The organism is Pseudoalteromonas sp. SR43-5, assembly GCF_014163835.1.
GTDB classification, from domain to species: domain Bacteria; phylum Pseudomonadota; class Gammaproteobacteria; order Enterobacterales; family Alteromonadaceae; genus Pseudoalteromonas; species Pseudoalteromonas distincta.
On the sequence record NZ_JACJEA010000022.1, the window covers coordinates 47,068 to 69,119 of the forward strand.

The following is a 22,052-nucleotide window of genomic DNA, read 5'->3' on the forward strand; positions in this document are numbered from 1 at the left end:
TTTGGGGAAGAGGGGGGCACTATTTAGTAAATGTGGTATGTGTAAATTTAATAGGACGGTTATTATAAAGTTACGCGTTTGTAATACAGTTAAATAAAATGAAGTTATATGGTACAAATTAAAGTGGAAGCACTTGTTTTTAAGTTGTTGTATTTAAATACTAAAAAGGAGGTTTAACCTGCGTCAACCCCCCTTTTATAATGAACAAGCCAAAGCCTGTTTGTATTTAATTGTTTACACTTTAAGAGCCATTACCAAAGAACTTGTTTCGCTGCTCTATCCACACGTTAGTTTTAATTGCTGGAGCTGCTTGGTAATGGCGCTCAATGGTTTGATTTAGCACTCGTGTCGATTGCTCAAAAGAGAGCTTTTGTTGTGCGCCGCCCATACTTTTAATTTCATCTCTGGTCATAGCACGTCCTGCATAAAGCAGCGAATTTAAGTACCCTGGTACTGTTTCATAATTGTTATCTGTAAAAAGCAATACAGATTGATTGAGTGCCCAGCGACTATCGATTTCGCCATCCTCTTTTACGCCAGCAAGTTCTCCATCTATATAGACTTCAAACACCCCGTTGGTTGGTGCTGTATAAAATACAAAAGCTATACGATGCCAAGAGTCAGGTTGTGTATTGCCAAAATAGCCGCTATCGCTAGTTGCTTGTCCATAGCCGCCGCTTGGGTCAATAAACATATCGGCATCATCATTAAGATAATCAGTTGTATTGGCTTGCATAATTGCACGGTAAATATCTTTACCTTCTGCGGGCCAGTATAAATCCATCACTAAGGTGTAGTCAGACACCATTCCTTCATTTGCAAAGTCACCATTTGCTGGTGTGTTTAAATCAATAAGTAAGCCTTCTGTTGGAGCGTGGCGAGAAAACGCCATAACACCTGAAGGACCATCACTTAAATCATCAATATTTAATTGAGTAGTGGTGCTATATTGTGTCTCTGCAGTGCCCCAATTTGTTTCATCTGGATCAAAGTAGCTAAGTATTGAAGGTCCAAAATCAGCTGCTAACGGGTTGTTAGTATCGTCAAAGTTCCATACGGTTACATTTGCTAAGTTGTTGCATGAATAAAGTTCGGTGTCTGTGTCAAGGTGTAGGCACTGACTTGTTCTAGCACGTGCATATTTATCAAGTAGCCACCAAGCTTCAGCTATCGGTTCTACGTTTGAGAATGTAACACTATTAAAAAATAAATCAGGATTCAAAGCTGCTCCTTTAAATAGTGCAACTTCGTAATTATTAGTGGGTTGTATATCCTCAGGTTTAAGTAAAAACCAATCTGGTTGACTTGCAAACATCGTTGTTAAGTCGCTTCCCGATACAGTTACTTTATAAATAGAGTTAAACCCTGGCGTATTTGATGGCTGTCTTTCTACGTAAAAAGCTTTATGGAAGTCTTCTTGAGTAAGTGTGCCGGGTGTCCAGCGCTTTTGTACTAGTTCAGGATTAAGTAATGCTGCGCTAATTGTGCTTGAATGTTTTGCGGCTAAGGCGGTTATTTCGGCTAGCTGCGCATCAGTTGGATAGTTTTCAGAAATAGCGATTTCAGTTTCTGCATCGGGAGCATAACGCCCCATTATCTCATCTATAGCTAGTTTTGTTGCCTCATCGCGTTCATCAATTGTATCGGTTTCAATCGTTTTGTAATCAACAACTGGGGATGATTTATCAGCTAAATTAAAATTAAGCGTTAAGTCCGTAATACCTTTAGCGTAAAAGTCCGGTTGTAAAACAATAGCGCCGTTATCAAGGGTTGTGTAGCTTTCCCCACCGTGTGTATGGCCGCCAAGTACTAAGTCGATACCGGGTACGTTTGTTGCCATATCAGTATCTTGGCCTACACCTAAATGGCTCAACATAATCATGTAATCTACATCATCACTGTATTGGTTTACGATGCTTTGTGCGATTTGTTGCCATTGCCAGCTCATTTTAAACTGTTTAATAAAATCAGGGATCGGATCATCTTGAATAGGTTCATCTAGCTCATTCCATGGCACTGAGGTCATGCCAAACACACCAAGTGTAATACATCCTACTTGAACTTTTGCAAATCCTACGCCTTCAAAATCTTGTAGTTGCTCTGCTTCATAACGAGTATTACTAGCAAGTACGATTGCATTCTCGTCTTGGGAATAACTTAGTAATTTTTCAGGGCCCCAAGCATAATCATGATTTCCAACGACTCGTAGGTCAAACTGCATTGCTTTAATAGCTTCTTCTGTCGCGGTACCTTGTGATAATTGCTCAGCAACGGTGCCTTTTTCATAGTCGTCACCACCGTTTGTAAATAAGGTGTGCGGAGTTTGGCTTGCTACTTGGTTGTAGTAGGCTTTGATCCGGCTGAAATATTGCTCTTCATAGCCAAAGCGAGCATGTAAATCTGCAACGTGAACAAACCTTACCGATTGCTCTGTTGCATTAGCGTCGCAAGTTGGGCCGATATTTGCGAAAGCTTCATTGCGCTGCATTTGTATTGCATATGTGCCCAGTGTTGTTACTTGAGCGCTAACAAATCCATCTAAAACTATTGAATTTGTAACAGTATCCCAATTAGCGCCTGATAGTTTTGCGATAAACAGTTGTCCGCCTAATGCATAGTCATCAGGGATTTTTATTGTAATGGTAATAGGTTTTTCAAGAGTAAGCGTGGAGGGCGTAAGCGCATGTAAATCAGAAATTATATTTTGTTGTATATTCGTCTCATCTAATAATGTTTTCTCGTAGGTAAGCTCTACATCACTAGAAATAGCACTGGAAGGTGCATTAAATATAAAATTGCCTTCGTCTAATGTAGCCTCTAAACCATTAGCGCTTGATAGTGTTAATTTGCTAGGTTCAGGCTCAACAGGATCGTTTGGATTAACCGTCACTTCATCACCGCTACCACAGGCAGTTAGAATAAAGCTAAGAAATATAAATATAATAACACGTGATATCGTTAACGATTGCATCTACGGATGTCCCTGAGTCTATTCAATAACCAATCAGGATATAATATCAGTTAACGGGGGAAGGGCAAAGTTGAATAAAAAATTCCCCCATAGAAGCTATGGAGGAATTGTCTTAGGTTATATTGCTACATTTGAAATAAACAATAATTAAGAGACTTTCTCTTCTAAACCTTGTTTTTCCCATACTTTAGCTTTAAAAGTCATTAGTACTAAAACAACACCAACACCAATGCTAAATAATGCAATTTGTAAGTATAAGTTAGGAATTTCATCAACATTATTCGGATCGAAATTACCAGCAAGTAAACCTGCGATGATGTTACCGATTGAGTAAGTTAATACAAACACACCCATCATTTGGCCAGTGTAACGTTTAGGCGATAACTTACTTACAGCACTTAATGCTACAGGGCTTAAACAAAGCTCACCCACTGTATGTAAAAAGTACGTAGTAACAAGCCAGTAAGGCGCAACTTTTAAGCCTTCAGCTGCGTAATGAGCCGCCATAAACATAACTAAAAAGCCTGATGCCATGATAATTAAGCCAATTGCACATTTAACGCTGTAGCTAGGTGATACTAAGCTTTTAGATAAGTTAATCCAAAGCGCTGCAAAAAATGGCGATAAAGCAATAATAAACAGTGAGTTTAATGATTGAAACCACGTTGTAGGGATTTCAAAAGTACCAATAAGACGGTCAGTATAGTCGCGAGCAAATAAGTTTAATGATGAACCAGCTTGTTCAAAGCCAGACCAAAAACATGCAGATGCAATACATACTAAAAATAGTGCCCACATTCTTTGTTTTTCGGCATCTGTTAAATTACCTGTAAAGTAAATAACTCCAAAATAAACAAAAAAGATAATAGTAAATACAATGGCTGTGTAACCTGCAACTACAGTTGGATTAATAACAATAGTGCCGGTCATTGCAGCCGTAGTAACTGCAGCAGCTGCAATTATAAATGCAGCAATACCGCCCCATGCACGTGAAGTACCTTTAGAGCCTAATGGATTAGCCGGTAAAGCACTGTGCTTTGGTAAGTTATTAAGTGTGAGTTTGTACTGCACTAAACCAATGGCCATACCTACAGCTGCCGCACCAAATGCCCAGTGCCAGCCTACGTTCTCCATAAAGTAACCACATACGTAGTAACCTATTAAAGAACCCATGTTAATACCCATGTAATAAATAGCGTAACCGCCATCACGACGCTCATCAGCATCGCTATATAATTGGCCTACCATTGCACTGATATTTGGTTTTAGTAAACCAGTACCTGTTGCTACAAATATTAAGCCAATAAAGAAAGAATAATCATGTGGAATAGCCAAAATAATATGGCCAATCATAATAATTATGCCGCCATACCAAACTGCTTTTTGACCACCAAGCAATCTATCAGCTAGCCAACCACCTGGTAAGCCTAAAAAGTATACTGCGCCTGTGTACAAACCATAGATTGCAGCAGCTGATGCAACAGTAAAGGCAAGGCCTTCTTCTTGTAAGCTTGCTGTCATGAATAATACGAGCATAGCTCGCATACCGTAATAACTCATTCGTTCCCACATTTCAGTGAAGAACAATGTCGAAAGTCCTTTAGGGTGGCCAAACCAACCACTATCTGGAGCTGAACTCATATTTACTTCCTAACTTTAAGAATTGTTGTAATGGCCTTATAATTTTTTGCTTTAGCTATCTTAGTATTTAGTCATACTAAAATGCTCGACCATCAGTTTATTATTTGTAGCTAAGATAATGATTTGCTATATGGTAGTAACACCAGAAGGTAAGAGACACACCCTTATCCTAGTTACAATTGGGCACAAGTATACATATACCTTAGTGCTAGGGGAAGTATTGCGCGGTGTATCACCTTATGCCAAGTTAGAACTCAGCATAAGGAACAATAGGGGTACCTGGGAACTCAAGCGTTCCATAAACAGGGTTAAAATAGTAACGTATGTAAAGTTGACCAAAGTTTGGTTCGTAAAAGTCAGAGCGATCGATGGCTAAGTAGCCACCAAAGAACCAATTCGGCGTTATTCTATACTCAAAACTACCTTCAAGATTATATGAAACACCAGAACTTGTTTCACCTTCAAATACAGGGTCAACACCTGTTATTGATTCTCTATCATACGCAGCTATTTGCAAATCGCTATCGTTAGGGAAGAAATCAATAGATTGAGTTTTTGTTTGCGAGTACGAAACACCGGTTTTTAATCGATAAACAAAATCATCGCCCCAACGCGCGTCATAAGTGAGTGGCACGGATAGACCTACATAGTTTTGCGGACTGTAATAACCGCCGTGGCCCCAGGTTTCTTCACTTAAATTAAATTTATAGGCCCAATGCAATAAACTTGCACCCACTGTAAATTCGCGGTCTTGATTGCTTATCACACGATAATAGGTGCCGCCCATCAAGCGGTAGCGTTGGTTATCTTTTACGTTTTGACCTTTGTACAATGTAAAGTCAGCACTAGACCAAAATCCCCAATTGCCGCCTAAATCATGAGAAACATTAGCGGTTAAACCAGTTGAGCGAACCCCCCCCCAAATTTTACCAGTATTAACGTCTTCAAGGCCTGCATAGGCGAGTACTGAGCTGGTTACTGGTCGTTTTTCTAACTCAAGGCTATAGCCAAAGTCACCAAAGTCGTCCGAATAGTTAACACCCCATACAATGTCTTCGATTAAAAAGCCCAGTGGTGTTGTGCCAATATCTACGCGCCAGTTTTCGTTCTGCCAACCAATGCCAATATCAACGCCATCTTGCTCAGGACTTACCTCGTCAATACCACAGGTAAATATACACAAAGCGCCTTGACCGTATCGACTGCCAGCAAATTGCTCGTCAAATCGTGTTGTTTGCGCGCTAATACTTGTAGGATCTATTTTTACAAAGCCTTGCCCCTGCCAAAGCGGAAAGTACGCTTCAATAGGGACTAAACCAGCGCCCAATGTGGCCTCACTTTCAGTACTTACTTGTCCGCTAAAATTTACACCAACGGCAATGTAGGCTTGGTTTTTGTTTTGTTGGCTGAGTAGTTCTCGTTTGGCACCGTTTATATACCACTCGTCGTTTTCGTTGATGCGCGAAAGGGATGTGTAGAGTTCTTTCTCATTCAGTTGACGATTAGGTGAAAGCGTTTGTGCGTACCACGTTTGTGCTTGCTCTGTTTCATTAAAATTAGAGGCAACTTGCGCGCCTAAATAACGAAGCTCTAAATCATTAGGTGCTTTTTGAATAAGCTGTTCAGCTAAGTAAAGGGCATCACCTGCGTAGTTAAAATCGTTTAACGACTCCATAATTTGACGCTGAAAATAACTTTCTTGCGTTGTACTTTGTTCAATCGCGAGTTGTGTGACTTCTTTCGATTGGAAATCATCACCAAGCGCTCTGTAGGCTTTGGATATTGCCATTAAAGCTTGAGGTTCAATTAGCTGATTATTTTTTACTTTTTGTTCGTATAAAATAATCGCAGATTGGTTTTGATCAAGTGCTAAGTTTGCATTTATTAGCGCAGTTGTTGTTGCTGATGAACTTGGGTATTTTTGATCAAGCTGATTTAGCTTCGCAATAAGATCACTGCCACTAAAATACTCAGAATAATAGGCATTTTGTAATTGCACAAACTGATCTATTTCACTCTCAGAGGCATTTTCAGGAAGCCGATAACGATTAAACCAATCCGTAGTCTGAGCTTTATTACCCTGTGCTAAAAGCCATTCTCCATACAACATATGCCAATAGGCTGATAATGAGGGGTCTTCAGCTAATGCGTCACGCATGAGTTTTAAAGCGTGGTTTTGTTCTTCTATGCTAAACCAGCTTCGTGCTAGCTCAGCTTTCATTGGTGGCGTTAAATTTTGTGCTTCTAACGCACTTAAGTGATAAATAGCAGCCGCTTTATTTTGAGAATTAATAAAACGTTCGCTTTGTGCTAAAGACTCATTAAGTTGTAACTGATGTTCAAGAGATACAATGTCAGCATCGCGAGATTTAAATGGAATATACTGAAGCGTAGCAAGCGCACCTTGGTAATCGTCTAAAGCACGCAAAAACAGTGCATGGCTATACCTAAGCTGTGAATTTAGCGGAAATTGCCACAATACATTATTAAACAATGAGCGAGCTTTGTCGGTGAGTCCTTTTTGTTGATATATAAACGCTAAGTCGTAATATAACCAAGGCTCTTCTGGTGTTGCTTGAATAGCCTCTTTTAATATTTTTTCAGCCTCTTCTAATTCACCAGCTTCAGTTAGCTTTGTTGCCTTAGCTCTATACACGCTACTTAATGAGCTTAAATATGACGCTCTTAATATTTCTTTTTGTGAAAATGAAAGTCGATTAAAAAAAGATGTGAGCGTTTTTTCACTTTGTTCAAGCTTTGCAATTTCAAGTAAGCCAAATAGGGCGCCTTCGTTTAAAGGCTCGCTTTTAAGCACCACTTGGTAGGTAAGCGCAGCTTGTGAATATAGCCCTTGGGTAAATTGTAAGGTGCCACGATTCGCCAATACGGTATTAGGTTCTTCTTCTAATGCGGCGGCTAAATCGAGTTTTAGCTTAGCAACTCTAAATTCACTGCTATCTATAGCGTCTCTTACTTGGCGAATATACAGCCAAAACTTAGCTGTTTTAGCCATGCTTTTAAGGGTATTTCGCTCTGCAAAGTCGGCAGTGTATTTTTGTGCACGTGTAAAATAATTATAGGCTTTACCATTTTCACCTAGTTGTAGGTAAAGTATGCCTAAGCTGTTCATGATTTCGCCGTCAGTAGGGCGGCCTTTTAAGGCTTTTAACAGAAGAGGTTCTGCTGCTTTTAACTTTTCTTGTTCGAGTAGATTATTGCCTTTTAACCAGAGCTGATAAGCAGGGTCGGCTAATAATTTTTGGCGTGCTTTTAATTGCTTTTTAAAGTCTTGATACTGTAACTCTCCCTTATTACTAAACGGGTAAAGTATAAAGTATTGCTGAAATTGCTTGTCAGTATTACTGTTTATTGGCATATTTTTTAATGCAGAGAGCCAAATACTTTCAACTTCATCACTAAAACCCGATGTAGATCCATACTTACTTAAAATACGCATAGCTGCTTTATCGCGTGGGTTACGTCTTAGTAAATGTCTGGCATAAGCAACTTCTATAGTGCCTAGGTTGTCATAGCGTTTTAATAATTGTTTGTAACCATTTTTAACCCCTTGCCATTGAGCGCTGTCCTGGGCATACCAGCTTAAATGCTCAAGCTCAAAGTTTAAAGTAGGATAAACATCATTAAATATTTTATTGTAAATTTGACGTGCTTGTTCATACCTGCCGGCACGAGCAAGCAGCTTTGCTTCTTGAATTACTGCCTTGTCTTTACCTTGAATACGAGACATAACCTTGAGTTTTTTTACGCAAGGTGTTTGTTGTGTTAGTTGGTTATCAAGCTTACTTAATAACAAGTTTGCCTGGTCTGTATTGCCATTCGTAAAGTCGTAATGTGCAAGCGCACATTGCGTTTCTATTCGGGTAGGGGCAATTGCAACCAACTTCTGCAGGCTATCTTCAACAAGTCTTTTGTTTTGTTGTGCTTCACCAATACTAATTTGGTTTAATAACCAATCAACCGATTGTGTATCAATATCATTTATTGTTGCGGCATTTAAATTTGTGCTTAGTGCCAATGTACAAGCTAAGGCCAACCTTAACGACATTCAGTGCTCCAAGTAGGTAGTAGCGTTCCATCAGCCGTTATTTTAAAGCGCTTGTTTACAGCACTTTCACCAAATAAATGCAATACACTGTCGTAATAACGTGTTTGTGTAAAAGACTTATCAATCATTAGCTTTTGCTGAATGGCCATTACCAGCTCATCATTACCTTGCTCTGCTAACAAAGGCAGCAGGGCAGCGTTAAAGCCCAAAGGCCCTCTTTTTTCAGATTTACCTGATTGAGCGTACGTATTTAAAGGAACATGGCCGCGCTCTTCAATAGTGTCCACAAACGGTGCAAACTGAGTAAGAAGCTCTTGTTTGTAGGGTGCATCTTTTGCCATCATACTCGCCCAAAGGTAAACACGAATTGCATTATAACTACCTAAATCTGTATTTTTTCTGTCGTAGTAAAAACCGCGGTTTGAATCAAACATAACCCAATCAGGGCTGACGCCTTGCTGTGCGGTATCTAAAATTAGCTTAGCTGATCCTTCGTGCAGTTGATGCCACGGTGAATGTGGATAAAGCTTTTTAAATTGCTGGTAAATAAATAACGGCGAGTAGCTAGGATTTAGCTTATAGCGCTCATTGTCAAACTCAAAACCGGCAGGTGCGGGGAGTAAAGACAGGCCAAGGCCCGTTATGTAGGCGGTTTCTTCTCTGATTATACGTTGAGCAAGCACTGCGGCTAAAATACTATAGCGGCGTTCATCCCATAAAATTGCCGCTTGCGATAAACTGTAGGCAATCCATAGGTCTGAATCTGACGCAGGGTTTGAATCTAAAATTCCCCCTACGCGATTTTTATCTAGTCCCCATTTCCATGCTGGTAAACGCGTACTTAAATCGCCCTCTGATAAATGCTCTTGGGTCCAATTTAAAACAGAATCAAAAGCGGCTTTATCGTTGGCAATAAGCGCAAAAAATAGTGCATATGATTGGCCTTCAGAGGTTGTGATACTTTGATCACTGCCCAAGTCAATAACGCGGCCGTCTTGGCTTATAAAATGATTTTTAAACACTTGCCACGACTGCCAAGGTTCGCACTGTTCAACTTGTGCGTTGGCATTGAAAGCAAATAGTGCCATCACAGTAAAAAACATATTAACGAGTGATTTCATTATTCGTCTCCTTCAGCTAAACGCTTGTAAGTTAGTGCTTGTAATAATCGCCATAAGATAAATGAGATCAGCAATAGCGTTAAAATAGACAGTAATGCCAAAATAAATGGATGATCAGATAAGTGAAACCACACTAATGTATGGACTGGGATATGGCCTACAAAGTATTGCTCATCTACTTGAATGGTTTTAATACCCTGTGAGTTGATAATGGCTGCACTACCTTTTACTTGAGCTAATTTTTCTGAGTTCATTAGAACATCGTCAAGTATAGAAAATGCATTTTGCGTCGTAGCACTCAACGAGACAATAGAGCGGTCTGAGTCAAACGGTGATTGAAACCCTGTTATAACTGCCATATCGCCACTACTTTTAATACTAACCTCTACTTTATCGGTCGTTTGTTCGTCGTATGCACCATTATAAATTGCTTGTTTAATTGCGCGCTGATTATTGTTAAGCAAAACATTTGTTTGTGCATCTTCATCTAAGTCATTAGCAATACTGTTAGGTTTAGCTATAACGAGTATGTCTTTATCATCTAAATCAGCGTCCTCATTTAAATGAGCAACACTCATTCTGTGGGTTGGGTAGCCGGTGATTGCGCCAAAGTGCCCCGTTAAGTTAAATAAAACGGTTAAAGCATTAGGTGTTGGGTTTTCATCAATAAGTACAAGTGTTTTTTGTAAATCAGCATATTTGGTAAAAGGAAAGCCACTATTAGCAAATACGTTCAGATCTGGTAATGCGATGTAGTGATCAAATTCACTTACGTCAATGCTTGAATCGCCATCAATAACACCAAACTCACCGCCAGGAGGTGCAACAGCACATTCGCCTTTTTTGAGTACGCCAAACCTAAAGTCAAAGTTAAGTTCATTTCTGTTAGCTAAATTAATGCCATTGACAGAAAAGCCTTCTGTACTTTGTGTGGTGTCAGTATTGGCAACTAGTGGCAACAACGCTTGTGTTGTTTGTAATAAATCGTTGTTTTCATCTAGTAAAAAACCACTTATAAATTCTTGGTTTATTAGCATATTTAAACGAGAGTCGATGGCTTCTGATTCTGGCGTGCTACGGTACTGAAGAGTAATAGGTATTCCTCTTTCACGCCACGTGAATAGATCAGGTGCAAAGCGAATGTTTAGTTTTACTGGACCATTATTAAGACCTTGCGCCTGTAGTTGCGTAGGGTAGTCAATAAGCTCGTCAAAATGCACTGGACGATCGCTTCTAAGCCAGCGTGGTGCATCATACGCTTTTCGAAGTGGCAACTGATTTATGGCTTCAATACTTGCGCTTCTTCCAGTCATTACTTTGTGGCCAAATGCAAGGCCAGTCACCGCTGTTTTTAAATCAGCTTCATCACGGCCCAATATCAGTAACATTTTATAATAACGATTAAATGGGTTTGAAATGATTTCAATCGTTGGTTTTTCAACATCTGGGTAATCTTTCAAAAAATCAGGTTTTGAATCATTAGTAATAAAAACCACACTGTGTTGATCAGGCGATTTATTTAACGTTACGGGAAAATTAAATCCACGCCAATCAGCTTGGGCTCCAAACCAACTCGATAGCGTTGCTGCTGCCTCAATAGCTTGGGTATTGGGTGTTTTAGCAAATACAAATGGAAGGTTAAGCTTGTTGTAATCCTTTTCATCAAAAAACGGCTCTGGGAGGTATTCTAAACGGCTATCGATAGCAAGCTGCTTTTGGTCGAGCGTTATGTTGCTTGATTTATTTATTTCTGTCCAAATAGTACGGCTGAAGTAGTCTTGACATCTAAGGTCGTAATAACCAACCAATTCAAAGCGGACTTGGTTGTAATCTTGAATGTATTTAGCGTTAAGATCGAGGCTATGCTGCACTGTGTTCTTTACAATACTAAGTTGTTCGTTAATAGGTAAAACAGTGACTAAATTATCATTAAAGTATACTTTTAAGTGCGAAACATTCGCGATTAATGAAGGCGAGTTAGTATACGAAAAGTTAAGCTTTAAATTGGTAGTCAATTTATCTATTCGGTTTGTAAAGTCAACGCGGGAGTTGTTATTTACCCCGTTGAGCCTAAAACCTGTAAAGCCTAACGCTTCAAACTCTAAACGTAAACTCGACACCTGAGCGCTCTCAGGGTATCCATTAATGAACATTGATTTATTTTGTAATGGCTCAATTGCATGCGCAAAGTAAGCGCAACAAATAAGCGACAATGTTAGGGATATATTAAGCAACTTTTTAATCATAATTATTATGCACTATTGGTCTTTTTGGAGTAAATGAGTTTACGTATACAACTATATCAGTAATAAACTGAATGGTCGGTTGGAGCGCTCGTGGCGCATGAAATAGCAAATTACTAAACCCTCTAAGGCTGGTTTTTTGCACTTCTTTAAAACTGTAAGATGGACGGTCATGTCTAAAGTTATTTTGCCAGTCAAGCCACGCATCTGCTCGTGAAAATGTACATTGTATAAACGCGCGCTGTTTTTCAAGAGATAAATCTTTAATGGTTAAGCCAATTTGATTACCCCGAGTATTACAAACATGGGTAGTAAACGAAAATTGCTTATTACCGCGGCTCATTAATAATTCTATTTTATCGTTTACACGACAAGCATGTGCATGGTCGGTTTCTATTCCTACGCCGTTATCGGAGTAATCTGTAATTTTTACTTTTAATGTGTGGCCATTTGCTAAACGAACTCCCGCTGGGAAGTTTGCTTTAATGCGGTGTGAATGCCTAACTTGGCGTGCTTCTGCTGCCACGGCAACCGCAGCACCCAAAATGATAATATTATAAAGCGCCCACCCCATACTAATCAGCAGTACACCAACTTGCGTAGGGTCGCCAAAAAAGAGGCGCAAAATACCAACTAACATACCGACTAAATTAATAGCGAGTAAAACCAAATATGGCTTAGAAATACCCCAGTCATAATGCTCTTTATCGTTTAATCCACCTTTTTCGGTAACGTTAAATTTACCTTTGTTTGGATTAAACAAAGCAACTGTTGTTGGCTTTAATATGTACCAAGCAAGCACAGATTCGTAAACTTCGCCCCAGAACGAATAGCGATACTTACCTTGTATTCGTGAGTTAGTTGCTTTTATTTGAATAAGTGTAGGTACAACGTAGATAAAAATAGCTAAAAATGGCGCGTAAATAATGTATGCATTAAAGTATATAAGTGCCAGGGGCGCGGTTAAAAATACAATGCGCGGAATACCTGATAGAAAATGCAGCATAGCGTTTAAGTAGCAAAGTCGCTGAGGAATGTTCAAGCCTTTGCCTAACAGCGGGTTATCGAGCCTAAATATTTGCGCCATACCTCGTGCCCAACGAATTCGCTGGCCAATATGAGCTGATAAACTGTCAGTGGCAAGGCCAGCAGCTTGAGGGATATTTATATAGGCAGTTTTATAACCTGCGCGTTGCATTCGCAGCGCAGTATGAGCATCCTCGGTGACGGTTTCAAAAGCGAAGCCACCTATCTCATCAAGCGCTTCTCTTTTGAGCACCGCACACGAACCACAAAAGAACGTAGCATCCCACATATCGTTTCCGTCTTGAATAAGCCCGTAAAACAACATGTTTTCGTTTGGAATTTGACTGTGGTTATTTAAGTTTCTCTCAAATGGATCTGCGGAGAAAAAATGATGTGGTGTTTGTACTAAACACACTTTACTGTCTTTTAAAAACTGTCCCATGGTCATTTGCAAAAATGAACGAGCAGGTACGTGGTCGCAATCAAAAATGGCAATATAGTCACCATCTGTGTAGCGCATAGCACTATTCATATTTCCGGCTTTTGCATGGTTATTATCTGGTCTTGTTAAATAACCCGCACCCACTTGTTTAGCAAATTCACCAAACTCAGGACGTTTACCATCATCTAAAATATAGACTTTCAGCTTATCTGCTGGCCAATCTATGCTTAATGCGGCAAGGGTAGTCGGCCTTACAACACTTAAAGGTTCATTGTAAGTAGGAATGTAAATATCTACCGTTGGCCATAAGTCAGTATTTTTTGGCAACATGACAGGTTTTCTTTCAAGTGGATTAATGGTTTGAAAAAAACCTAAAATAAGTACCATCCATGCGTATGTTTCTGCTAGTAACAAGCCAGCACCTAATGTAAGTGCTAAAGGGTCATCCCAATTAAGTGTTTCAGTGTATCGCCACCACAAGTACCGCGAAGATGTAGTGACAGATAAGGTAATCATTACAATCGTGGCCATATGGCCTTTTACGCGTTTGAGCGCGTAAGCAACCAGTAAAATAAAGCTAATAAACACTGCTTGCGCTTCAAGGCTAAAGGGAATGGTAACAAATATGGCAAGCAAGAATAATATCAGTGCAACAACGATGTATTTAATAAGTTTGTTCTGCCAAATACGAGCGTCTGCCATTGTTTTAAAAGCACTTTTTTTAGGCTTGTTGTTTTTGGAAAAAAGGCGCCTTATTAATCGGCCTAATTTAAGGTCGTACCAACGAAGTTGCCTTAGGCTGTAACTGACCCCGTCATAAAAATAATTTACAGCATGCTTTTTTATGGACACTGATTTTTTTCTGGGTTTATGAACAGCAAAAAGCAAAAATATGCTCTGAATAACAAAGCGTATAATATTGGAATAGATATAAGTTCTGTATGGTAACCTTAAGTGTGGATAATAGTTATATAACGCTAACTCAAAGTTTTCTTTGTTCTTTTTTATATTTACAAATAATGAACCGAACAAAGTTATAAAGGGCATTAAAAAGGCTTCAATTACATTTACTTTGTGCTGATTAAAGTAACTATGAAATTTAAATAAAATGTAACGCACAAGCTTATCAGTGAATAATATACTCAATAGAATATACAATGTACTGTGTATGGGCCTTTTGTAAAAAAGAGTAAAGCTCATCGTCAGTTCGCCGCCTTGCTTACAAGCCAACCGGCCAATGTTTCAAAGTCATCGTTCGCTACACTGTATGGTGCGCAATTAAGGGCTACATTACGATTAGCTGTGGCCTCTTTAATAACTTCATCACTGTTGATAAAAAACGGCGCCATAAATGGCAATGTAGATTGCCAAAGAGAAAATAGATCAAATTCTAACACTGAGGCTGCGTTGTAACGATTAACGACAAAAAAGTGTTTCCAGCTTGACTCTACTGACTTAAGAGTTTGAAGGCGCTTATATATGAGGCTATGACAAATTGCATCGCAAGTGACTAGCTCAATAACAATATCGTTTTCTTCCAACGGGTAGTGAGAAATATTAATGTGTGAAGGGCAGTCGAATATTATCCAAGCAGATTCTTTATAGTCCAGCTTTTTGCAATTGTTAATCGTGGCTATAATTTCATCTAGCGTTGCTTCGTTATCGCCATGGGGTAAAAAAAGAACGCCATCGCTGTCTTTACGAAAATGTAATAATGCATCGTCAAAAGTACTCTCGTTGCTCCAACCTTTTGTGGCTGTCCACTTAAGGCCAAAGTGCAAACCAAGGTCACTTTTAGCATCTAGGTCTATGGCAACCACATCAACATCAGATTTTTTCAAAACGCACGCTAAGTTTGCAACAACTGATGTGCTACCTATGCCGCCTTTGATACCTTTAATAAAAATCCTTTGCAATGGAGTTTACCTTTTTTATTTTTTTTCTTTAGATGTTTTTAATGCGTCATCAATTTCTTTCAATAGCGCATACTTGTTAATTGTTTTTTGATTTTTTTGTGTATTCATAATTTCTATGTAGTCGTCACTTTTCCCACCAAAACGGCGAGCTAGGTTTTCTATGTCACTTGATGTGAGTATTTGTGAGCTTTTTGTAGCTAAATTGTTCATCACAACCTTTGTAAGCGTAATATTTATTTTTATTAAAAGTGGACAATATTTGGCTATTATATATAGAATAGCGGGTAAAACTAGTAAAAAAGTATTTTTTTGAGGGCTTTTTAAGTGCATAACTTTAACATAACGGGTTTAGAGCCGGCTGCAAAAGAGTTAAAATCGGCTTCAAGTTATGCTGTTTTAGCGCCTTTAGATAATTTTGTGGTTGAATTTGCTTTACATGCAATTAACCAAAATTGCGCAAACGATATTTACATTGTTTCTCAAGACGTTGAATCTTTTTTTGAGTCGTCATTTTCTGCAGCAATTAATACTGCGTACAAACGTAGTAAAGTTCATCCATTTTCTCTCTCATCTGAGACACAGCATTACTCAATAGAGCGAATAAACAAAGGTATAATTAAAGAGATAGGCGCGTATAAAAAATTAAAAAATGCGCTAGTGTTTATTCACTTCAATACAGAGCTACTTAGTGCAGCAACCGAAGCTAGCACAAAAGCAATAATGAACGATTACAGTGAGTTTGCAAAAAAAACAGGGGTTACCTTATTATTTTTGTTATCTGGTCCAGAAGTAACACACTATCGATTTTTAATAAGGCAGCTTAATAAATCTTTTGATGGATTAATTTTTGTAGATAATGATTCCGCTACCCGCGTTTTAGAGTACGATTATTGGCATCACACTACGGGTGTATTTGCTGATATGCAGTTTCAACTTTCGCTTGAAGATAATCAGTTTTTGGTACAAGAGGGAACTGTAAACGATCTAAAAGTATTCAATGGCTCGCATTTTCCAGATGAGGACGATGTTTGGTTAGTGCAAAGCGCGGTACCAATCGGTACAAAATTGCCTACGCATTATTATACCGCAAAAGACAATAATGAGCTGTTTGACAAAGGCCCCAAATTAAAAGCGGCAACATTGGTGTTTGCTGTTACGCGTTACACAGATTTAGTACTGCTTGGTAAACAGTGCTTTGAACTCAGAAAAAGCTGCGGTCGTTGGTTGAAATTGGTAGTACAAAATGTTGATGGCGTTATTCGCCATCAAGATGAATGTTTATTTTTAACTTTAGGCGTTAACCTTATTTTGTATAGCTTTTCTGAACCTTCGCGATTATTATCTCAAATTCAATCTATTCAAGGGTTTCAATTTTCTAGACCGTTACCGCCATCTGTCGAGCACGTTCTGAAATATACTGAAAATACGTTTTCTAAAGGCTATTTACCTTTTGATGAATTTACGCGCCAAGTAGAGGTTCATAGTGACTCGGCTGTTAATCTGGGTGTTAGCGGCGTGTTGGTTAAGCTTGAGTTACTACCCCGCATAGAGCCCATTCACCCTTTACACTTGTTTCATATTAAGCGTGAAGGGGATGTATTTAGCCTTGCAAATAACACCGTGTATTTGTACTTGCATGCGTGTAGAGAGAACGACGTAAATAATGCAATTAAGCATTTATTCAAGCTACAAACGAGTGACTTTTTTGTGCAGCAAAATGTTATTTCAGATCATTTTCATATACAGCAAGAATGTAAGCAATTAAGGCGGCTTTATAGCGGTAAACATGTTACTGATTATTCTAAACAGTTAACAGAGAATGATAGCTATAAGTTTGAACCCGGTGTGTCAAAAGGGATTACTGAGTCGTTAGACACACCTGAGTTTACAAATGATGCGCGCCCCGATGCTGTGTCATTTGTAATGAGATTAAAGGCTTAACCAATGAGTATTAATCAGCTTTTTATTACCGTTATTTTGGCAATTATAGTCGGTATTGTGCTTTGTATGTCGGCAACTCAAATATTGGCCAGAGTAAAAACATATTATTACAAGCTTACTTTTAAACACGAAGTACTTGAACCTTATACACCGAATAAAAAAAAGAAGGATGAGCAGTGAAATTATCAGGTTTAGGAGCGTGGAATCTTTATTTCTTAGCTAAATTTGCCTTGTTTTATTACGGCGCAATTGATTTTAATGTATTAACCAATGCTGCCCTTGCAGCACTTTTAGCAATCAAATTTAATAAATCGACTTTTGAAAAGTTAAAACATGTACTTGGTGGTATTTTTGCCATTATCATACTTTACCAAGACTCTTGGTTGCCGCCAATAAATAGGCTGACAAAGCAAGCTGGTAATGTTCAAGATTTCAGCTTTGGTTATTTTTTTGAACTTTTAGCACGTGTACTCAGTGTAGATATGCTATTGGCATTATTCGTTATTACCGTGTGTTTTTGGTATACATCTCAGTGGTTACGTTTTACAACAATTACAATTGTTGGGCTGCTTTTGATTGGATGGCAAGGAGAGGGTGAACAACCAGGCACAGTAGTAAATGCCAAATCTACAAATACAACAATTAGAAATGAGCCTACTAATCAAGCACAAGTCATTACTCGCGAAAGCCAAACGCCTGATCAAAAATTGTCAGACTTTTATCAACAACAAAGCCATTTAATTAGCCATTTTCCTTCGCAAGTTAATGGCGAACTGTTCGATGTCATCGTTTTAAATATTTGTTCAATGGCGATTGATGATTTGAACGCTATTGGCGTTAGTGTTGAAGACATGTTTAATGATTTTGATGTGGTGTTTTCAGATTTTAACTCAGCAACATCATACAGTGGGCCTGCAGCTATAAGGCTTTTACGCGCAAGTTGTGGGCAAACAAGCCAAACGGCTTTATTTAGTGATGCACCAGAGCAATGTTATCTATTTAAAAACTTAGAAAAATTAGGGTATCAAAGCAGCGTTGTGATGAACCACGATGGCCACTTCGATGACTTTAAAGGTTTGGTTAATCGCTTTGGTGGCCTAAACGATAAACCACTTAATATTGATTCGCTTCCAGTAGCGCAATACGGTTTTGACGACAGTCCTATTTATTCTGACGGTGCAGTGCTAGATAGTTGGCTTAAAAATGAAGCGCAAGATTGTGAGCCGTGTGCAATGTATTACAACACAACAAGCCTTCACGATGGTAACCAGCTGGCCAATAAAAAACGCATGAACAGCCTTGAAAGTTACCCAATCAGGCACGCTAATTTATTATCTGATATTAATCGTTTTATTCAAAACCTTGAAAAGCGCGGCCGTAATGTCATGTTAATGGTAGTACCCGAACATGGTGCAGCATTAAAAGGTGACAAGGTACAGTTTGCTGGCCTTCGTGAAATACCAAGCCCTACTATTGTATCTGTACCAGCTGCTATAAAATTTATTGGCCCAGACGTTAAAAGTTATTCGCAAATTATGATTAACGAATCGACTAGTTACTTTGCCTTATCTGAAATTGTTGCAAAAACACTTGAGACAAATGTTTTTGGGGGTAATAACAGCATTGCCAATTTAGTTGAAAACTTGCCAAAAGCACCAAAAGTTGCTGAAAATGCCGGCACAATCATGATGTATGTTAATAAACGACCTTACATACAACTTGATGGCGAAGAATGGTCTGCTTACCCTCAAGGTTAAAAGTAATTTAGCTACGCAGCAGGCTAGCTCTGCTGTGTAGCGTGTTTATGTTGTTATTCTTATGCGTTAATTAAAACGCAGACTTGTCCAAAAATGTTTACAATAAGCTACCTTCTCAAAGCGACTTAGCGTATTATTCGGCTAATTTAGTTTTTCCTTCTTTGAGGATGTATGCGTCTAGATATTCACTGTGCTGATCGAATTGGTATTGCTCAAGAAATCCTTAACATACTAGTTAACTACAGCGTTGATTTAAAAGGAATCGAAGTCGATTCTGTAAATTGTCGTATGTACGTCAGCTTTCCCGAAATAGAATTTGAACAATTTCAAAAAATTATGCCATCGATACGTTTAATCGACGGCGTACATGACGTGCGTACCACTGCGTTTTTACCATCTGAGCGTGAACACAACGAATTAAATACTTTGCTACGTGCATTGCCTGATGGCGTTATCTCTATTGATGCTAAAGGTTGGGTACGCTTATGCAACGATGCAGCATGTAAGGACTTACAGTTAATTGAAAAAGAAGTTATTGGTGCAAATATTAATAACTTACTTAAAGGGTTTAACTTTACGCGTTGGCTAGAAGGTAAAGAAGTGCTTGGGCAAACCACGCGCGTTGAAGTGGCGGGTGAAGATTTTATTGCAGACATTTTACCAATTGCAGTCCCTCAAGGTAGTGAAGGTGATGTGCTTGCGGGTGCGGTTATTAACATTAAATCGCAAAGCCGCTTAGGGCAGCAGGTCAGTGCATTTAGACGCTACGGGCAAGAAAGCTTTGCTACTATTCATAACTTTAGTACGGCAATGCGCCGAGTTGTGCGCGAAGCACGCAAAATGGCGCAACTAGAAGCCCCTATTTTGATTACTGGCGAAACTGGCACTGGTAAAGAGTTATTAGCTCGCGCGTGTCATTACGCATCTAATCGGTCTGTTAAGCCTTTTATTGCGCTATCGTGTGCTTCACTTCCTGATGATGTTGCTGAGTCTGAATTATTTGGTTATGCCGGGTACGAAGAAAACGCAGCGCCAAAGCGTGGTGTATTAGAGCAAGCTGATGGTGGAACTGTATTTTTAGATGAAGTTGGCGAAATGTCGACTCAACTACAAACTAAGTTACTGCGTTTTTTACAAGATGGTACGTTTAGAAAAGTAGGCGATGAGAACGAAGTTAAAGTAAATGTTCGTATTGTAGCTGCTACTCAAAAAGACTTACCTGCAATGGTACAAGAAGGGGTTTTTAGAGAAGACTTATATTACCGTATAAACGTGCTTACTTTAGAAATAGCACCACTAAGAGATAGAAAAGCAGATGTAGGGCCACTTGCAGAGCATTTTATTCAAAAATATGCACAGCAAAATGGTCATGCAATTCCTGTTTTATCACAAGAGTGTTTAAGCTTCTTACAAGAGTATCCGTGGCCTGGAAATGTTCGTCAGCTGGAAAATGCCATTTACCGTGCAGTGTCGTTACTAGATGATAGCGAGCTTCGCGTAGAGCATTTACAGTTACCAACTTTTACCCATGATTTAGGGTATTTAGAGTCTGATTTTGAGGGCTCACTAGATCAAGCTGTTAAGCGCTTTGAAGCGACTTTACTTCGTAAACTTTACCCCGCTTACCCAAGCTCGCGTCAGTTAGCTAAGCGATTGGGCCTAAGTCACACCGCTGTAGCTAATAAGTTACGTGATTACGGGATTAATCGAAAAACAGTAAAAGTGTAATTGACTTAAAGAAATTAAAATATGGGGACTAATTTTTAGTGCCCATATTTTTTGTTACCCCATCAATTGCAATCGTCTCAATACCTTCTCCGTTAAAGTTCATTACGATACTGGCGTTATTACGAGTGAAAAAATAGCTACGGCCATTTAGCTCAATAACATAGTCACCTTTTACCGGATCGCTAAACTGCTGCTTTTTTAGAGTGACTGTATGTTCGCCAATTTGCCATTCAAACTCCTCAATAAACCCGTTATTAAATTCTTGAACCCATACTTGGCTGTCATCTTTTGAAAGCGTGATGGCGACAGAGTAAGAGCTAGGAATTTGCTCCATATTGTAACTTTTAGATCCAATAGTGAATTTCTCAGCTTTTTGCTGCCATTCAAAACCAAATTTAAATTCTTTAACTACACCGGTAGGGTAAGTTACTGAGCCTTTACCTGGTAACGAGAAATCGGCAAAAGCATTGTAGCTAGGGACTAATAGGGCCAGTGCAGCGATAATTTTTAGTTTTGATTTCATTAGCTATCTTTTTTATTGTAATAATGATTTAAGATTAAAGTAGAATATTCGTCTTCGCAAGGGGCTATGCTACACTCGAATAAATTTAACTGGTAAGACCTTTATTGTGAACTTATATATTCGACTTTTATTATTATTTTTCAAAATTAAACGCAATAAGCAATATCAAAATCTACTTGATACAGTAGATATTGATTACAAAGCTTTGCCGACTGATTGTGATATTAATCTACATTTAACGAACTCACGCTATCTTGCGATGATGGATTTATCTCGCACGTGGATGACGGAGCGTGTTGGCTTACTAAAGCAAATAATGAAGCGTCGTTGGTTTCCGATTGTTAACGCAACTGCTATTACTTATATCCGCGATATTAAACCTATGCAGCGATATACAATAAGTACTAAGTTAGTTGGCTGGGATCATAAATACTTTTATATTGAGCAAAAGTTTCACTCAGAGCGAGGCTTACATGCTATTGCTTATGTACGCGGTGTATTTAAAAGTAAAAAGGGTATTATAAGTATTGAAGAAATGCTTGAAGTTGCTGGTTTTGATGGGCAAACACCTATATTGCCAAGTGAAGTAATGCACTGGAAAGAAATGTTAGAGCAGAAAAAGTTAAGTAACCTGCCAAATCGCTAATACCCTACAAATGAGAAAAAAGGCCTTTCGG

The 22,052-nt window shown here is 38.8% G+C and carries 14 protein-coding genes; 5 read left to right on the forward strand and 9 right to left on the reverse strand.

The window, feature by feature from the left end; all coding sequences use genetic code 11:
• Window positions 1-241: 241 nt before the first annotated feature.
• The 8 genes from H5090_RS13955 to bcsR form a co-directional block, all read right to left on the reverse strand.
• Window positions 242-2,971, reverse strand: a complete 2,730-nt coding sequence (locus H5090_RS13955) for a metallophosphoesterase (RefSeq protein ID WP_182696000.1) — start codon at window positions 2,969-2,971, stop codon at window positions 242-244.
• A 147-nt stretch (window positions 2,972-3,118) separates the two neighbouring features.
• Window positions 3,119-4,612, reverse strand: coding sequence for a peptide MFS transporter (locus tag H5090_RS13960; RefSeq protein ID WP_182696001.1), 1,494 nt, complete (start codon window positions 4,610-4,612; stop codon window positions 3,119-3,121).
• 247 nt (window positions 4,613-4,859) lie between these two features.
• Window positions 4,860-8,678, reverse strand: coding sequence for a cellulose synthase subunit BcsC-related outer membrane protein (locus H5090_RS13965; protein ID WP_182696002.1), 3,819 nt, complete (start codon window positions 8,676-8,678; stop codon window positions 4,860-4,862).
• Entirely contained in the window at window positions 8,669-9,799 is a 1,131-nt protein-coding gene (gene bcsZ, locus H5090_RS13970) for a cellulose synthase complex periplasmic endoglucanase BcsZ (protein WP_182692900.1), read from the reverse strand. The genes H5090_RS13965 and bcsZ overlap by 10 nt, the downstream gene beginning before the upstream one ends.
• On the reverse strand, window positions 9,799-12,045 hold the full coding sequence (gene bcsB, locus H5090_RS13975; protein WP_182696003.1) for a cellulose biosynthesis cyclic di-GMP-binding regulatory protein BcsB: 2,247 nt from the start codon (window positions 12,043-12,045) through the stop codon (window positions 9,799-9,801). The genes bcsZ and bcsB overlap by 1 nt, the downstream gene beginning before the upstream one ends.
• A complete protein-coding gene (gene bcsA / locus H5090_RS13980) occupies window positions 12,038-14,710 on the reverse strand; it encodes a UDP-forming cellulose synthase catalytic subunit (RefSeq protein WP_182696004.1) in 2,673 nt (890 codons plus the stop codon). The genes bcsB and bcsA overlap by 8 nt, the downstream gene beginning before the upstream one ends.
• 2 nt (window positions 14,711-14,712) lie before the next feature.
• On the reverse strand, window positions 14,713-15,426 hold the full coding sequence (gene bcsQ, locus H5090_RS13985) for a cellulose biosynthesis protein BcsQ (RefSeq protein WP_182696005.1): 714 nt from the start codon (window positions 15,424-15,426) through the stop codon (window positions 14,713-14,715).
• 15 nt (window positions 15,427-15,441) lie between these two features.
• The gene (bcsR, locus tag H5090_RS13990) at window positions 15,442-15,636 is read right to left on the reverse strand and encodes a BcsR/BcsP family cellulose biosynthesis protein (protein WP_006791406.1); all 195 of its coding nucleotides are present in this window, start codon (window positions 15,634-15,636) and stop codon (window positions 15,442-15,444) included.
• A gap of 114 nt (window positions 15,637-15,750) precedes the next feature.
• Here bcsR and bcsE point away from each other — a divergent pair, with 114 nt between their 5' ends.
• The 4 genes from bcsE (at window position 15,751) to tyrR (ending at window position 20,852) form a co-directional block, all read left to right on the forward strand.
• Window positions 15,751-17,367, forward strand: coding sequence for a cellulose biosynthesis protein BcsE (gene bcsE / locus H5090_RS13995; protein ID WP_182694360.1), 1,617 nt, complete (start codon window positions 15,751-15,753; stop codon window positions 17,365-17,367).
• Between the two features lie 3 nt (window positions 17,368-17,370).
• Entirely contained in the window at window positions 17,371-17,547 is a 177-nt protein-coding gene (locus tag H5090_RS14000; protein ID WP_006791404.1) for a hypothetical protein, read from the forward strand.
• Window positions 17,544-19,124, forward strand: a complete 1,581-nt coding sequence (gene bcsG, locus H5090_RS14005) for a cellulose biosynthesis protein BcsG (RefSeq protein ID WP_182696006.1) — start codon at window positions 17,544-17,546, stop codon at window positions 19,122-19,124. Before H5090_RS14000 ends, bcsG begins: the two co-directional genes overlap by 4 nt.
• A 171-nt stretch (window positions 19,125-19,295) precedes the next feature.
• Entirely contained in the window at window positions 19,296-20,852 is a 1,557-nt protein-coding gene (gene tyrR / locus H5090_RS14010) for a transcriptional regulator TyrR (protein WP_002958215.1), read from the forward strand.
• Between the two features lie 28 nt (window positions 20,853-20,880).
• Here the strand turns inward: tyrR and H5090_RS14015 are convergent, their stop codons facing one another.
• Entirely contained in the window at window positions 20,881-21,375 is a 495-nt protein-coding gene (locus tag H5090_RS14015; RefSeq protein ID WP_182696007.1) for a hypothetical protein, read from the reverse strand.
• Window positions 21,376-21,481: 106 nt separating this feature from the next.
• Here H5090_RS14015 and H5090_RS14020 point away from each other — a divergent pair, with 106 nt between their 5' ends.
• Window positions 21,482-22,021: a thioesterase family protein gene (locus H5090_RS14020; protein WP_024596631.1), complete on the forward strand. Its 540-nt coding sequence runs from the start codon at window positions 21,482-21,484 to the stop codon at window positions 22,019-22,021.
• The last annotated feature ends 31 nt before the right edge of the window (window positions 22,022-22,052 follow it).